Genomic DNA, 15,636 nt, shown 5'->3' on the forward strand with positions numbered 1-15,636 from the left:
CGCTGGGTTAGGTTGAGCCCCATGGACGAGGCCCTGAGCTACGAGCAGGCGGCGGCGCTGAACCAGGCGATCCGGCTGGTCGGCATCCGCCACAAGGCGCTGGCCGCCTCGCTGCTCGGCCGCCTCGGGCTGCATCCCGGCCAGGAGGTGCTGCTGCTGCAGCTCGACGAGCACGGGCCCCGGACGCAGGCTCAGCTCGCGGCCGGGGCCGGGTGCGAGCCGCCCAGCGTCACGCTCATGGTGCGCAAGCTCGAGGCCGCTGGACTGGTCGCCCGGGAACCGTCGCCCGACGACCGGCGGTCGGTCACCGTCTCGCTGACGGCGCGCGGCCGCGCCCTGGTCCCCGAGCTGCACGCGACCTGGCAGGAGCTCGCGGACACGACGGTCGCCGGGCTCGGGACGACGCCCGCCCCCGCCCTCATCGCCGCGCTCACCGACCTCGCCGCCGGCCTCGGCGCGCGGGGCCGGTGATCACAGGTCGCGCGGCAGGAGACCGGCGAGCTCGGTACGCGACCCGACGTCGAGCTTCCGGAACATCTGCCGCAGGTGGTAGTTCACCGTGTGCGGCGACAGGAACACCCGCGAGCCGATCTCCCGGTTGGTGAACCCGCGGCTGACGAGCTGCGCGATGGTGCGCTCGCGGTCGTTCAGCGAGGTCAGCGCCTCCGGCAGGCCGGGTGACGCGGGCTCCGTCCCCGGGTCCCCGGCCGGCTCGAGACCGCCGTCCGCCCCACGGACCAGGTCGAGCACGTCGTCCCAGGCCACGGGGGAGCCGCCCCGCCACGCGACGTGCTGGTCCGGCCGCACGAGCACCAGATCGCTCTCCCAGACCCGGCGCACCGCGTCGTCGTCGACGGCGAGGTGCGTCATCGGGACGCCCCGTGCCACCGCCCGTTCGACGAGGGCGGCCCCCGACCGGTCGTCGGTGAGGTCCACCAGGGTGAGCCCGGTGCCGAGCAGCCCGTACAGCGCGGTCCCGTCGGCGAGCCGCAGGCTCGGGGCGCGGCCGCCCGGCCAGGTGGTCGGCACGATGCTGCGCCAGTGCCAGGGCGGCGCCTCCCCGTCCTCGTGGCTGATGACGGGCGACGTCTCGTAGCGGTAGCCGCAGTGGATGCCGATGTTGTCGATCTGGTAGGCGTCCTGGGCGAGGAACCCGGCCAGGTGCGCCCGGGAGGCGCCCTGGGCGGCGAGCACGGGGAACCGCCGCCAGACCTCGAGGAGGTTGTGGCACATCTCCCGGTTGAACAGGGCCACCGGCCGACGCTCGGCCTCGTAGCTGTCGAGCAGCACGGGGCCGCCCCAGCCGTTCAGGCAGGCGGCCAGCTTCCAGCCCAGGTCCACGGCGTCGCCGATCCCCGTGTTGGCGCCGTGGCCACCGGTCGGGAAGAACTGGTGCGCCGCGTCCCCCGCGAGGAAGACCCGCCCCCGTCGGTACTCGTCGGCGACCGCGAGCCTGCCCTGCCACTGCGTCACGTCCAGCACCTCGTCGATGACGAAGTCCACGCCGAGGCGCGCCTTGAGCGCGCCCACCGGGTCGGTGCGCACCCGCTCGTCGCCGAGCAGCGGCAGGGCGGCGGTCCAGGTCACGTCCTCGTCCCGGGACACGAGGGTGACCCCGGTCCCGACGATCGACAGGAAGTACCGGCCATGGCGGCGCAGCACCGGGTCGCTGCTGGTGAAGTAGATGTCGCAGTGGTCGGCCGTCGGGCCGTCGTCGGTCATCCCGATGCCGAGCTGCCGCCTGACGTCGCTGCCCGCGCCGTCGCACCCCACGACGTACGTCGCCGAGACGCGGTGGCGCTCGCCGTCCGGGCCCAGGAGGAGCGCGCCGGGGGTGTCGGGGTCGAGCTCCGCGACGGTCCACCCCTCCCTCAGGTCGATCAGGGGGTGCGCGCGGGCGTGCTCGCGCAGGACGTCCTCGAGGATCGAGCCGGCGAGCCGCTGGTACGGCTCGGCGGGGACTGCGCCGTCGTTGTCCCGCGCGATGGAATCGCCCACGGCCTCGACGGACGGGTAGCTCCACGTGGCGACGGGTGGCTCGGCGAAGGTGCGGGACCAGTGGAAGACGAAACCGTGCTGGGGCGGCACCCCGCGGGCCCGGATGTCGTCCGCGACGCCGAGCCGGGCGAACAGCTCCATGCTCCTGGCGTTGACGAAGTCCATCTTGGGGTGCCGTGACGGCGCGACGGAGCGCTCGGCCACCAGGCAGGCCACCCCGTGCCGCGCGAGCTCGAGCGCGAGGGTCGCGCCGACGGGGCCCGCGCCGACGACCAGGACCGGCGCGCTGCTCTCTGTGGTCACCGCCGTGGTCATCGGTCCGTGCCGTGCAGGGTGTCGACGATGGAACGCAGCGTGCCGGCGAAGTACTCGCGCGTGCCGGCGACGAGCTGCGGCCCGCCGGCGAGGCCCTCCGGGCTGAGCTCGACGGTGAGGGTCAGGCTCAGGGCGTCGTCGTCACCGGTGATCTCGTTCGTGATCCGGACCAGCAGCGGATCGGTGACCTGCTCGAACTCGACGCGGTGCGGCGGGACGAGCACGACGCGCTCCCGCTGCCGGTGCCCGCCCTCGATGACGATCTCGCGCAGGAACCCGTCCGGATGGCGCTCCAGCACGGTGCACCCGATGATGGCGGGGATGAACGGGACCGGGTTCTCGGCCTTGCGCACGAGCTCGTCCCACAGGCGTTCGCGGCCCAGACGGACCGGCAGGGTGGCGGACAGCAGCCTCTCGGGCTGGTCGGATGTCGCGGGCTTCTCGGACTGGCTGGACCTCATGGATCTCGGCACCTCTCCGTCTGCGCCTTCCGCCCGCCGCGGGCGCGGCGGGGTGCTGCGGGTCCGATTCTCAGGTGTGCCACCGACGTCGCGACATCACGTGTTCTCGTGAGTCCGCGCGGGTGGTGTTTTGCTTGACGGCCGAGGTCGTTATCCGCATAACCTTTGTGCGCAAACGCTCTGGACGATCTGACGAGAGGCCGCTCGTGACCATGCAGGGGAAGACAGCGATCGTGACCGGGGCGTCCGGGGGGATCGGCCGGGCCGTCGCGGAACGGCTCGCCCGTGAGGGAGCCGACGTCGTGGTGCACTACCACCGCAACAAGGACGGCGCGCAGGCGACCGCCCGTGCCATCGGCGAGGGGACAGGGACCGGGCGCGCACTGCTGGTCGGGGGCGACCTCGCCGTGGAGGACGACGTCCGCGCGCTGTTCGATGCGACCGTGACCGAGTTCGGCCGGGTGGACGTGGTGGTGAACAACGCCGGTGTCGTCACCGGCGGGCCCATCGAGGCCACCACGGCGGACGAGTTCGACCGCGTCATGTCGGTGAACCTGCGCGGGACGTTCCTGTCCTGCCGGGAGGCCGCGCTGCGGCTCGCCGACGGCGGGCGCCTCGTCAACGTCTCGGCGCGCATCCCGGCCGCGGCCGCCCCGATGCTCGGCGTCTACGCCGCCGCGAAGGCGGGCGTCGAGGCGCTCGGCCGGTCGCTGGCGCACCAGCTCGGACCGCGCGGGATCACGGTGAACGCCGTGGCCCCCGGCCCCACGGACACCCCGATGCTCGACCCCGGCGCCCGCGCCAACGCCGACGCCATCTCGGCCCAGACGCCGTTGCGCCGGCTGGGCCGGCCCGAGGACGTCGCCTCGGTGGTGGCGTTCCTCGCCGGCGAGGACAGCGGCTGGGTGACCGGGCAGATCCTCTACGCCGACGGCGGGCTCAGTTGAGCGGGCAGGTCAGCCGCCGCGCGTTCGTGACCGGCCTCGCGGGGGCGGCGGGCGGGGCGGCGCTGCTCGCCGACGTGCCACCCGCCGCCGCTGCCGCTCCGGCCGCAGGCGGTGCGCGCGGGTCGGCGCCGGTGACGGTCGTGCCGCACGACCGGCAGTACGCCGAGCTCGTGCGCGGCGCGAACCTCCGCTTCGCCGGCACCCCTGACCAGATCCGGCTCGCCACCGATGCGCGGCAGGTGACCCACGCCCTGCAGCACGCCCTGGACACGGGCACCCGCGTGGCGGTCCGCAGCGGCGGTCACTGCTACGAGGACTTCGTCACCGACCCGGCCGTGGGCGTCGTGATCGACCTCGCCGACATGAACCGGGTCTACTACGACCCGCGGATGGGGGCGTTCGCCGTCGAGGCGGGCGCCACCCTCGAGCAGGTGTACAACGCCCTGTTCCGGGGCTGGGGCGTGACCATCCCCGGTGGCTCGTGCCCGTCGGTCGGCGCGGGCGGGCACATCGCCGGCGGTGGCTACGGCGTGCTCTCCCGCAGCAGGGGCCTCACGGTCGACCACCTGTACGCCGTCGAGGTCGTGGTCGCCGGAGCCGACGGAGTTGCCAGGACCGTGGTGGCGACGAGGGACGGGAAGAACCGCGAGCTCTGGTGGGCGCACACCGGCGGTGGCGGCGGCAACTTCGGGATCGTGACGCGGTACTGGTTCCGCACGCCCGGGGCGACCGGCGCACCGGAGCGGCTGCTCCCCGCGGGGCCGGGCGAGACGCTGGTGGCCGACCTGAGCTGGCGGTGGGCCGACCTCACCGAGGCCGGGTTCACCCGGCTGCTCGGCAACTACGGCGACTGGCTCACACGCAACAGCGCGCCAGGGTCCGCGGCGAACGCGCTGTTCTGCCAGCTCAAGCCCCAGCACCGGGTCGCCGGCTCGTTCGGCATGACCATCGAGGTGGACGCGACGACGGGCGACCCCGACGCACTGCTCGACGGCTTCCTCGCCGAGGTCGGCGCGGGCGTCGGCGCACGGCCCGTCACCCTCGAACGCCGCCGCCTGCCGTGGCTGCACGCGGTCGAGTGGCCGGGCTTCACCGGCGGCCGGAACCCCAACTGGCGGTTCAAGATCAAGTCCGCATACCTGCGCCAGGGCTTCACCGACGAACAGGCCGCCGCGATCCACCACCACCTCACCCGGACCGACTACGAGCACCCGGGCGCCCTGCTGCTGCTCACCTCCTACGGCGGCCAGGTCAACGCGGTGGCGCCGGACGAGACGGCGGTGCCGCAGCGCGACTCCGTGCTCAAGCCGCAGTTCATGGTGTCCTGGACCGACCCCGCCGCCGACGAGCAGCACCTGAGCTGGGTCCGCGAGCTCTACCGCGACGTCTTCGCGGACACCGGGGGAGTGCCGGTCCCCGGGCCCCGGACCGACGGCTGCTACGTCAACTACGCCGACGTCGACCTCGGGGACCCCGAGTGGAACACCTCGGGCGTCGACTGGACCGAGCTGTACTACAAGGACGGCTACGAGCGGCTGCAGCGGGTCAAGCGGCAGTGGGACCCGCACGACGTGTTCCGGCACGCCCAGTCGGTCCGGGCGTGACCCGGACGCGCGCGGCGGCCCCGCCGCAGTCGCCCCTGCCGCTGGTCGGCAGGGGCGACACCCTGCGGAGCGTCGATCAGCGGCTGACCGCTGCGGCGGAGGGCGCCGGTGCCTGCGTGGTGCTCGAGGGCCCAGCGGGGATCGGCAAGACCCGGCTCGTCACGGCGGCGGCCCGCCGCGCCGAGGAGCTGGGGTTCGTGGTCGCGGCGGGCCGGGCCACCCGGATCGACCGGGCAGCGCCGCTGAGCACGCTGCGTACCGCGCTGCGGCGCGGCACGCGGCCACTGCTCGGGACGGCCGGCACCGGTGACACCGTCGACACGGGACAGAGCGCGTACCGGCTGATCGACCGCCTGGGCGAGGCCGTCGAGGAGCTCGCGCGGGAGCAGCCGGTCGCCGTCGTGATCGACGACTTCCACTGGGCCGACGAGCTCTCGGCCCTCGCCCTGCGCATCCTCGTCCCCACGCTCCGGTCGTCCAGCGTGCTCTGGCTGCTCGCCCAGCGCCCCGGCACGCACGCCCTCGCGGACGTCGGCGGCGCCGACGCGACGATCCTGCCGCTGGAGCCCCTCGACCGCCCGGACCTCGTCGAGTTCTGCGCCCACGTGCTCGGCGCACCACCGGACGACGGCGTGCTCGAGCTCGCCGCCGGCACCGGCGGCAACCCGTTCCTCCTCGAGGAGCTGCTCGTCACGCTGCAGTCCGAGGGCCGCGTCCAGGTCCACGACGGCCTGGCCAGGCCCGTCGGGGACGGCCTGCCCCTGGGGTTCGTCGCCGCCGTCCAGCGGCGCCTGCGCGAGCTGTCCGCCGACGGCGCCAGCCTGCTCGAAGCCGGCGCGGTGCTGTCGGGCCCCTTCACCGTGCACGCCGCCGCCGGGGTGCTCGGCCGGCCCCCCGCCGCGATGCTCGGCGCCACCCGCGAAGCGGTGGCGGCGGGCCTCCTCGTCGACGACGGCGCCCGCCTGACCTTCCGGCACGACCTCATCCGCGAGGCGGTCTACGACAGCCTGCCCGGCACCGTGCGGCAGGCCCTGCACCGGGAGGCCGTCGCAGTGCTCCGCCGCGAGGGCAGCTCCGGCGCCGAGGTCACCGAGCACTTCCTGCGCGGGGCGCAACGGGCCGACGAGTCCACGCTGGCGATGTTCCGCGAGGCGCTCGCGGACATCGCGCCGGGCGCGCCGTCGGCCGCGGCCGACCTCATCCTCCGGCTCCTGGACCTGCAGGGGAGCAACGAGCCGGCGCACCTACCGCTGGTCGCCGACGCGGTCAGGTTCCTCGCCTCGGCCGGCCGGCTCGCCGAGGCGCGTGCGCTCGCCGAGCAGGCCCTCGCCCACGGCATGCCGCCGGCGGCCGAGTCGGCGGTGCTGATCGGGCTCGCCGAGGCCCTCAAGCACGCGGGGCAGGACCGTGGCGCGGTCGAGTTCGCCGGGCGGGCGCTGTCCGGCACGGGCAGCGGCCCGGGGGAGCGCGCGCACCTGCTCGCGGTCCAGGCGCACGCGTTCCTCCAGCTCGACGACCTGTCCTCGGCGCGGACCGCCGCGCACGGCGCCGTCGGGCTGGGCCGGTCCGCAGGCGCCGACCTGGCCGTCGTCGTGGGGCTGTGCGCGACCAGCATGGTCGCCTACGCCGACGGCGACGTCGACGGGGCGATGGAGCAGGCTCGCGAGGCGGTCGCCGCGGCGGAGTCGTCCGGTGGTGAGCCCCGGCACCGGCACCCCCGGCTCTGGCTGGCCCGGGCACTCGTCGCCGCGGACCGGTTCCCCGAGGCCAAGGCGATGTACGCGGCGGACAAGCTCGCCGCCGCCGAGCTCGGCACCGCCTGGTCGCAGCCCATGAGCCACCAGTTCCACGCCGAGCTGGAGCTGGCGGCGGGCAAGCTCGAGGACGCGAGGGCCGAGGCCGAGGCAGGCCTGCGCGTGGCGGGGCAGCTGAACTCGGCGGCCCTCACCCCGGCGCTCCTGGCCACCCTCGCCTACCTGGCGGCGCTGCGCGGTGAGCCGCAGGCCGCAGCCCAGCTGCTGGCGCGTGCGGACGCCTGCATCGAACAGGGGATCTGCGCGCTGACCGAGGAGCTGCACTGGGAACGGGCGGTGTGCTACGCCGCCCTGGGCGAGCAGGCGGCCGCGCGGCGCTCCTTCGACAAGCTCGTCGGCATCCTCGGCGAGCGGCCGTACCTGCTGGTGCAGGAGCCCCTGTCCGGACCGTGGCTGGTGCGCTTCGCGCTGGCGGCGGGCGACCGAGAGGCGGCGGGCACCGTGGCGGCGGCCGCCCGGGAGGTCGCCGCGCGCAACCCGCGCGTGGTCTCGCTGCACGGCGCCGCCGACCACGCGGAGGGGCTCCTCCTGGACGACCGGGACCTTCTGCACGCGGCGGTCTCCGCGCACCGTGCCGGCCCGCGCCCCCTGTGCCTGGCGTACGCGCTGGAGGACACGGCCGGTGCCGAGCGCAGGGCCGGCGACCACGAGGCGGCCGTCGCCATGCTCAAGCAGGCGAGGAACATCTACACCGAGTGCGGGTCGCACGACGACGCGGACCGGGTCCGGCGCGGGCTGCGCTCGCTCGGCGTACGCAGCCCCGCGGCCGCCAAGGCCGCTCGCCACCGCAGCGGCTGGGCCGGGCTGACCACCTCGGAGCTGCGGGTCGTGCGCCTGGTCGCCGAGGGCCGCACCAACCGGGAGGTGGCGGCGCAGCTGTTCCTCTCACCGCACACCGTGGACAGCCACATCCGGCACGCGTTCGCCAAGCTGGACGTCTCCAACCGGGTGGAGCTGGCCCGGATCGTGCTCGCGCACGACGACCCGTACACGGCGTGAGCGACCCGTACACGGCGTGAGCGCGGGGCCCGTCGGCGACGGGCCCCGCGCCGTCCCGCAGGCTCAGCCCGCTGGCTGCTTGCCGCCCATGATCAGCCGGGTCAACAGCGCACCCAGGAGCGCGATACCGACGGCCACCCACAGGGCGGCCGTGTAGCCGGAGATCAGGCTGGCCGGGCTCGAGCTGCCGCGGGTGACCGCGTCGGCCACGACGACCAGCACGGCGAGGCCGAGCGCGCCACCGCCCTGGTACGACGTCGTGGCCATGCCGGACGCGGCACCGGCGATCGGGCCCTCCAGGCCCATCGTGCAGACGACGAACGACGACACGATCGACATACCGAGGCCGAAGGCCCAGAGCGTGGCGGGGATGTGGAACGACACCAGGAGCGACCCGGACTCGCTCATCATCAGGGCCCAGGCCGCCAGCGCGACCGCCTGGATCACCAGGCCGGCCCCCAGCACGTTGTGCGGCCCGAACCGGAGGACCCGCGGTGCCACCTGGGTGCCCGCGAACATGCCCAGCGGGATGGGCAGGTACAGCAGGGCCGCCTCGAGCGAGCCGAACTCGCGCACCTGCTGCAGGTACAGCGTGATGAAGAAGAACACCGAGATGAGGATGGTGCCGACGATCGCGAAGATGATGTTGCCGACCGAGACGTTGCGCATCTTCAGCAGCACCGTCGGGATGAGCGGCTCGGCGGCGACCCGCTGGCGCGCGACGAACGCGATCAGCAGCGCCACGGCGACACCGAGCTCCACGAGCGTCAGCGGGGACGTCCAGCCCTGCGCGCCGCCGCGCACCATCGCCAGGATCAGCATGATGAGGCCGCCGGTGAAGGTCACCGCCCCGGCCACGTCCAGGCGTCCCTGCGGGTTAGGCCGGGGCGACGGGAGCAGGACGAAGCTCGCCACCAGCACCACGATGCCGATGGGGATGTTGATCAGGAAGATCAGCTCCCACGACACGGTGGTCAGCAGCCCGCCGAGCACGAGGCCGACCGGGGCCGCGAGGCCCGCCATCCCGCTGAACAGGCCGATCGCCTTACCGCGGCTGGGCCCCTCCGGGAAGATGTCGGTGATCAGCGCCAGCGCCGCCGGGAAGACCAGCGCCGCGCCGAAGCCCTGCAGCACACGGGCGACCACGAGGTGCCACGGCTCGACGGCGGCGGCGCAGGCCAGCGAGAACACCGTGAAGACCACGACGCCGATCAGGAACAGCCTGCGCCGGCCGACGAAGTCCGTGGCGCGCCCCGCGAGCAGCAGGAAGCCCGCGAAGCCCACCAGGTACGCGTCCACCACCCACGCGATCGTCGTCGGGGAGAAACTGAGGCCGTCGCGGATGGCCGGCAGGGCGATGTTGACCACCGACGCGTCCATCACGGTGATGAACTCGATCAGCGCGAGAACGCTGAAGATCACCCAGGGGTTGCGCGCGGTCCTGCCCGGCTCGGCCGACGTGCCGGCCGATGAACTCTCGACGTCGCTGCTCATCGAACTAGATCACTCCTCGTGGATCGGACCGCGGGTCGCAGTTGACATGTTTCGCGGATCACCGTTGACATTCGTGCCGATCGTCCCGAGCGGCGGTGGTCCGGTGCATCACGTGTTCGCGTGATCCGTCCGCGATCAGTGCCTGATCCGTGCCTGGTCGGTGCCTGGTCGGTGCCTGGTCCACGAGCGTCGCCGTCCGCTCCGGAAAGATCCCGTGAACGCGGGATGTCCTGCCGGTCACCCCCGTCGCGATAGTGAGCAGGTCCGGTGACGGGAGACCTCGGCGAAAGGCGCAATGACATGGTGATGTTCCAGCACACGATCCTGGTGAACGACGAAGGGCTGGAGTTTCCGCAGCTGGACGCGGACCGCCTGTGGGAGATCCTGGTCCACAAGGCGGCCAACCCGGTGTCGTACGTACCGTCCATCACGGCTGCCGTCGTGCTCGAGCGCTTCGACGACGGCTTCACCCGCGAGATCGAGCTGCGCGAGAACCAGACCGTCAGGGAGCGTGTGTCGCTCGAGCCGCGCAGCCGCATCGTGTTCACGCAGCTGGACAACCCCCACCTGGAGACGATCACCAACGAGATCGGCGAGGACGACCAGGGGCGGCTCACGTTCACCTTCACCGCGACGCTGTCGCCGGCGGGGGTCGAGCACAGCCGCAGGGAGAGCGGCTTCGTCGCCGAGAACGACCTGCTCTTCTACGACACCGCGCGGGCGACGGTGACCACCGCGCGGCTGTACGCCGCGGCCACGGACGCCGTGGCGCACTGACGTCACCACGCACTGATGTCACCACGCACTGATCTGTCAGCACACCTGCACCACCCCCGAGAGGAAAGGCACCACACATCATGAGCGGACGCGTCATGCACTTCGAGCTGCCCACCGACGACCTGGGCCGGGCGAGCACCTTCTACACCGAGGTCTTCGGCTGGTCGGTCACACCACAGGGCGAGACGGCCGCGATGGTCGGCACCACGCCGTCGAACGAGTACGGCCAGCCGACCGAGCCGGGCGGCATCAACGGCGGCCTCGCGGTCCGGGGCGGGGCCATCACCACGCCGCTCGTCACCGTGCACGTCGACGACATCGAGGACTCCCTGCGGCAGGTCGAGCAGGCCGGCGGCAAGCTGGTCCAGGAGAAGGCACCGGTCGGCGAGGTCGGCTTCGTCGCCTACTTCTCCGACCCCGAGGGCAACACCGTCGGTCTCTGGCAGTTCGCCTGAGCGGAAGCTCGCCCGAGCAACGGGTCCGGCCCGGCCGCGTCGCGCGCGGCCGGGCCGGACCCGTGTCAGCTCGAGCCAGCTCGAGCCAGCTCGGTCAGCCCACGTGCGAGCCGCCCACCCGTGCCTCGTCCACCGGTGCCCCCTCCACCGGTGCCTCCTCCAGGGCACGGGTCGCGTCGTACCCGTACAGCCAGTCCTGCTCCGCCAGCCGCTGCGAACGGCCCAGCTCGGCCCCCTGGTCCGGCTGCGCGGGACCGTCACCGAGGTGCAGGGCCGACGAGTTGCGCCGGGAGATCTGCTGCACACGCTCCGCCCGGTCCCGCCGGATCCGCGCGTACCGGGCCAGCGCGGAGGACACGCCGTCCCCGCCGGCGGCCGACAGGCAGGCAGCGAGGACGCAGGCGTCCTCCACCGCCTGGTTCGCGCCCTGCGCGAAGAACGGCAGCATCGGGTGCGCCGCGTCACCGAGCAGGGCGATCCGCCCGGTGGACCAGCTCGGGATCGGGTCCCTGTCGTGCAGCGCCCACAGCGTGACCTCCTCGGCGGCCTCCACGACCGCCCGGACGTCCGGGTGCCAGCCCGCGTAGGCGGACCGCAGGTCGTCCGGCGAGGCGGGCGCGGTCCACGACTCGGGCTGCCACTGGACCACCGGCGTCGTCGCGGCGACGCTGATCCGCTCTCCCCCGGAGATCGGATAGCAGACCAGGTGCTGCCGCGGACCCAGCCACAGCACGACCTTCGGCTCCGCGCGCAGCGCCGGGACGGAGCCGGCGGAGATCACCGTGCGATAGATCCCCTGCCCCGAGTACCGTGGCCGGTCGGCGCTCAGCCGCTTGCGGACGGCCGAATGGATGCCGTCCGCCCCGACCACGAGACCCGCCGCGGCGGACGCCCCACCCGCGAAGTCGATCCGCACGCCGTCCGCCGACGCCTGGACGGACTCGCACCGCCGGTCCAGCTCGACCACGTCGGCCCCGACCGCGTCCACCAGCGCACGGTGCAGGTCAGCCCGGTGCACCGTGTAGTACGGCGCGGAGTACCGCTCCTCGCACTCGGCACCCAGCGTCGTCCGGGCGATCACCCGGCCGTCGTCCCACCGCCTCAGCTCGATGGCCTCCGGCCGCACCGCGACGTCGCGCAGCGCGTCCGAGAGACCGAGCCGCTCCAGCAGACGCACGGCGTTCGGCGCGAGCTGCACACCCGCCCCGACCTCACCGAGGCGCGGCGCCTGCTCGAACACCCGGAAGGCGGAGCCGACCCGCGCCAGCTCCGCGGCGAGCGTCAGACCGGCGATACCCGCGCCGATGATCGCGACCTCGCCGCTGTGCCTCTGAACATCCACGATGACTCCCTCAGTAGTAGAGCAGTGCCTTGCCCCAGTCCTCGTCGGGGCCGAAGAGGCTGCGCGGCTTGACCACGTCCTGCGTGGCCGTGAGCACCTCGCGGGGCATGAGCGTGCCCGGCTCGACCCCACGCACCTCGCACGGAACGCCGAGCACCTCCTGGACCCGGTGAGACAGCTCGGCCGTAGCCGCCGCGCGGCGGCCCGGAGCGACCTCGATCTCCACCACGAGCCGCGCCGGGTCCGCCTTCGCGCGCCAGAACAGCACGCCGTGGTCGGCGGGCAGCGTGAACACGAGCGCCTCGACCTGCTGCTGGGTCACGCGCCCGCGACCCACCGGATGGCCGAACGCCGCCCGGCCCAGCACCCGGATCGTCGGCAGCTGCCAGCCGCACGCGCAGTCGGCGTACGAGAGCTCGACGTCGTCCTCCAGGTTGTAGCGCAGCAGCGGCATCGCCGCCCGGAACAACGGCGTCACCACGAGCTGCCCGCTGCCCTCCACCGTGACCTCGCCCGACTCCGGGTGATACACCTCGGGGACCGCACGGTCCGCCCAGAAGTGCAGCACCCCCTCCGGGCACTCGCCCGCGAGGCTGCCCGTCTCGGTCGACCCGTACTCCTCGACCACGGGCACCCCCCACAGCTCGCCGATCCGCGCCCGCCGCTGCGCCGTCATCGGCTCACCGCCGACGAAGAGCGCCCGCAACGCCGGGAAGTCCGCCCCCGGCCGGAGCCCCGCGGCGCTCGCGGCCGCCGCCCAGATGAGGGTCTCGGTGGGCATCGACCACGACAGCGTGACCTCGAGGCGGTGCAGCACCCGCACCACCCTGGCGTAGGGCATCGCGGCGGAGCGGTTGTCGCCCGGCACGACGGTGGCTCCGTGGCTCCGGGCCGCTGCGTGGGCCAGGTGCCCGGTGATCATCAGGGCGTACGGCGTGCGGACCAGGAAGACGTCGTCGGGGCCGATCTCCACCCGCTTGCGCGCGTAGCGCTCCGCGAGGTCGGTCCAGTCGTCGGCGGTGTAGTAGGAGGCGGTCGGCTGCCCCGCCGTGCCGCTCGACTCGTGGTAGGTGGCCAGCTCGCGCTTGTCGACCGCGAGCAGCCCGAACGGGTACGCGTCGCGCAGGTCCTGCTTGCTGGTGAGCGGCAGGTCGGCGAGCGCCTGCCGCGAGCCGGGCGTCGCCGGACCGAGCCGGTCGCGGTAGAACGGCGACCCGGCGGCGCGGGCGAACAGCCAGGGCAGCCGGCGGTCCTGCAGCGCGGTCAGCTCCGCGAGGTCGCGCCACTGCCCGATCTGCGGCAACGCGGACGTGGTCGTGGTCGAGGTCATGCGAGCTCCTCCAGTCCGAGAACACGGTGGGCGTTCCGCCGGCCGACGAGTGCCCAGTCCTGCGGTGTCACGTCGACGGCGCGGAACTTGGCCAGCTCCACCCGCGGGTCCTGCAGCGGGTACTCCGACCCGAACAGCAGCCGCTCGGGTCCGAGCCGGTCCAGCGCCGCCGACAGCACGCTCGTGTAGCCGCCCGACGTCTCGAGCAGCACGTTCGGCAGGTCCGCGATCAGGTCGACGGCGTAGAAGTCGATGTTGCCGGTGCCCGCGTGGCCGAGGACGAACACGGTGCCGGGGTGGGCTCGCGCGAGGGCGGCCAGGTCCGCCACCCCGCAGCCCGGCCGGATCAGGCACACCACGTAGACCGAGTGCCGCGCGCGCCCGGCGATGCGTACCAGCTCGGCGACGCGCGGGTCGGTGAGCGGCACGCCGTGGACGGCCGGCGAGATCTCGAGGCCGCGAAACCCGGCCGCCCGGTCGGCGTACTCCTGCGCCGGGCGATGGGGGTTGGCGAAATACACCGGCACGAACCGGCCGGAGGAACGCAGGCAGAACTCCCGCACGAGCTCGTTGTCCGGGTCGGTCGTCACGTGTCCGCCGTCGACCAGCTGCCTGGACAGGCCCGCCAGGTCGATCACCCCGCCCGCCGTGACGGCGGCGCCCCGGATGCCGTTCCTGGTGAGGGTGCTCGCCAGCTTCTCGGGGGCGCCGGGCCGGGGTGCGAGCCGTACCTTGAAGTCGAAGACCGCGTCCATGTCCGCTCCGTTCGTGGCGCTGCCGGTCATACGGCTGCCGGCTGTGGCGACGGCTCGGTGCCGAGGCCGAACTCCGTGTGCAGGGCGGCCACCGCCGCGTGGACGAGGTCCCGGGGGACGGTGACCGAGGTACGGAGCTGGGTGGCGGAGAGCCAGGTGGTCGGGATCCCCGCGCGGTCGAGGCTGGTCAGCGCGCGAGCGGTGAGCTCGGGCCGGCTCAGCAGGCCGGTGCCGACCAGGGACACCTTGCCGACGTCGTCGTTGACCTGGAGCTGGCCTCCGTGCTCCTGGACGGCCCTGCGCAGGGCGGGGACGGCGCGGCCCAGGTGCGCGGACGGGATGGTGAACCCCATCCGGAACATCGGCTCGTGCCGGCCGGAGCGAGCGACCACGTCGATCGGCATGCCGTGCTCGGCGAGCACCTGGAAGACCTCGGTGGCGAGGTCCCGCTCCGCCTCGAGCAGCACCCTTGCCACCTCGCCGTCGTGCGTCACGGCGACGACGGCGCCTCCGCTCTCCAACCCGTCCTCCGGCCGGGCGACGACGGTCGTGCCGTCCCCTGCCTCGCGCGAGCTGAGGACCTGCAGGTCCACCTCGCGGATCGAGGCGAGCTCGACCGCTCGGGAGTGCATCACCCGGGCCCCGGAGAACGACATCTCGGTCATGACCGGCCCGGGCACATCGGGCAGCCGGCGGGCGTCGGGGACCAGCCGCGGGTCGGCGCTGAAGATGCCCGGCACGTCGGTGTAGATCTCGCACCGCCGGGCGTCGAGCGCCGCGGCGAGCGCGACGGCGGTGGTGTCGGAGCCGCCGCGGCCGAGGGTGACGACGTCGCCCGCCTGGTCGGTCCCCTGGAACCCCGCGATCACCGGGACCGTCCCGGCCGCGAGGAGGGCGCGCAGCCTCGTGGTGTCGATCGAGTCGATGACCCCGGCGCCGGCCTGGCCGCCGACCACGATCCCGGCCTGCGCGCCGGTCAGGGAGACGGCGGGCACCGAGGCGGCGTGGAGCGCCATCGCGAGCTGCGCCGCCGACGCGATCTCGCCGGTGGACAGCAGCTGGTCGACCTCGCGCGGCGGTGGGGCCGTGCTGAGGGCCCGCCCCGCCGCCAGGAGCTCGTCGGTGGTGTCGCCACGGGCGGACACGACGACGGCGACGGCGCTCCCGCTCGCGTGCGCAGCGGCGACCGTCCGTGCCGCCGCACGGATCTGCTCCGCGGCGGCCAAGGAGCTGCCGCCGAACTTCTTGACGACGATCTCGGTGAGGTCGCGGGGATCGGGGGCGGAGCCTGCTCCGGCATTGTTCTGGACAGCCACGGCCATGACGTTAGCCAGACGGTCCTGAG

13 protein-coding genes are annotated in these 15,636 nt (G+C 73.8%); 6 read left to right on the plus strand and 7 right to left on the minus strand.

From position 1 onward, the window contains the following. Positions 1–21 precede the first annotated feature (21 nt). Positions 22–471 (plus strand): MarR family winged helix-turn-helix transcriptional regulator, encoded by a 450-nt coding sequence (locus ACYVK7_RS13360; RefSeq protein WP_460888207.1) that lies wholly within the window; start codon positions 22–24, stop codon positions 469–471. Here the strand turns inward: ACYVK7_RS13360 and ACYVK7_RS13365 are convergent, their stop codons facing one another. Beyond that, on the minus strand, positions 472–2,301 hold the full coding sequence (locus tag ACYVK7_RS13365; RefSeq protein ID WP_460888208.1) for an FAD-dependent monooxygenase: 1,830 nt from the start codon (positions 2,299–2,301) through the stop codon (positions 472–474). 8 nt (positions 2,302–2,309) lie between these two features. Beyond that, complete coding sequence (locus ACYVK7_RS13370) at positions 2,310–2,774, minus strand: SRPBCC family protein (RefSeq protein ID WP_460888209.1); 465 nt, start codon at positions 2,772–2,774, stop codon at positions 2,310–2,312. 212 nt (positions 2,775–2,986) lie between these two features. Between ACYVK7_RS13370 and ACYVK7_RS13375 the strand changes: the two genes are divergently transcribed. Genes ACYVK7_RS13375 through ACYVK7_RS13385 form a run of 3 tightly spaced genes read left to right on the plus strand, consistent with a single transcriptional unit; the run spans position 2,987 to position 8,138 of the window. After that, complete coding sequence (locus tag ACYVK7_RS13375) at positions 2,987–3,721, plus strand: SDR family oxidoreductase (protein ID WP_460888210.1); 735 nt, start codon at positions 2,987–2,989, stop codon at positions 3,719–3,721. After that, entirely contained in the window at positions 3,718–5,325 is a 1,608-nt protein-coding gene (locus ACYVK7_RS13380) for an FAD-binding oxidoreductase (protein WP_460888211.1), read from the plus strand. The genes ACYVK7_RS13375 and ACYVK7_RS13380 overlap by 4 nt, the downstream gene beginning before the upstream one ends. Continuing rightward, positions 5,322–8,138 (plus strand): helix-turn-helix transcriptional regulator, encoded by a 2,817-nt coding sequence (locus ACYVK7_RS13385; protein WP_460888212.1) that lies wholly within the window; start codon positions 5,322–5,324, stop codon positions 8,136–8,138. The genes ACYVK7_RS13380 and ACYVK7_RS13385 overlap by 4 nt, the downstream gene beginning before the upstream one ends. 63 nt (positions 8,139–8,201) lie before the next feature. On the opposite strand, the gene ACYVK7_RS13390 is transcribed toward ACYVK7_RS13385, so the two are convergent. Beyond that, positions 8,202–9,632, minus strand: coding sequence for an MFS transporter (locus ACYVK7_RS13390; protein WP_460888213.1), 1,431 nt, complete (start codon positions 9,630–9,632; stop codon positions 8,202–8,204). Positions 9,633–9,932: 300 nt separating this feature from the next. On the opposite strand from ACYVK7_RS13390, the gene ACYVK7_RS13395 reads away from it, so the two are divergent. Together ACYVK7_RS13395 and ACYVK7_RS13400 are read left to right on the plus strand one after the other, a co-directional pair. After that, positions 9,933–10,409, plus strand: a complete 477-nt coding sequence (locus ACYVK7_RS13395; protein WP_460888214.1) for an AtaL-like protein — start codon at positions 9,933–9,935, stop codon at positions 10,407–10,409. An 80-nt stretch (positions 10,410–10,489) separates the two neighbouring features. Then, the gene (locus ACYVK7_RS13400) at positions 10,490–10,864 is read left to right on the plus strand and encodes a VOC family protein (RefSeq protein WP_460888215.1); all 375 of its coding nucleotides are present in this window, start codon (positions 10,490–10,492) and stop codon (positions 10,862–10,864) included. 94 nt (positions 10,865–10,958) lie between these two features. On the opposite strand, the gene ACYVK7_RS13405 is transcribed toward ACYVK7_RS13400, so the two are convergent. Genes ACYVK7_RS13405 through ACYVK7_RS13420 form a run of 4 tightly spaced genes read right to left on the minus strand, consistent with a single transcriptional unit; the run spans position 10,959 to position 15,607 of the window. Further along, positions 10,959–12,206, minus strand: coding sequence for an FAD-dependent monooxygenase (locus ACYVK7_RS13405; protein ID WP_460888216.1), 1,248 nt, complete (start codon positions 12,204–12,206; stop codon positions 10,959–10,961). 10 nt (positions 12,207–12,216) lie between these two features. Continuing rightward, positions 12,217–13,536, minus strand: a complete 1,320-nt coding sequence (locus tag ACYVK7_RS13410; protein WP_460888217.1) for a phenylacetate--CoA ligase family protein — start codon at positions 13,534–13,536, stop codon at positions 12,217–12,219. Then, positions 13,533–14,291, minus strand: a complete 759-nt coding sequence (locus ACYVK7_RS13415) for an amidohydrolase family protein (RefSeq protein ID WP_460888218.1) — start codon at positions 14,289–14,291, stop codon at positions 13,533–13,535. The genes ACYVK7_RS13410 and ACYVK7_RS13415 overlap by 4 nt, the downstream gene beginning before the upstream one ends. Before the next feature lie 26 nt (positions 14,292–14,317). Continuing rightward, positions 14,318–15,607, minus strand: coding sequence for an aspartate kinase (locus ACYVK7_RS13420; protein ID WP_460888219.1), 1,290 nt, complete (start codon positions 15,605–15,607; stop codon positions 14,318–14,320). Positions 15,608–15,636: the final 29 nt, after the last annotated feature.

It is taken from the genome of Promicromonospora xylanilytica (assembly GCF_054782895.1).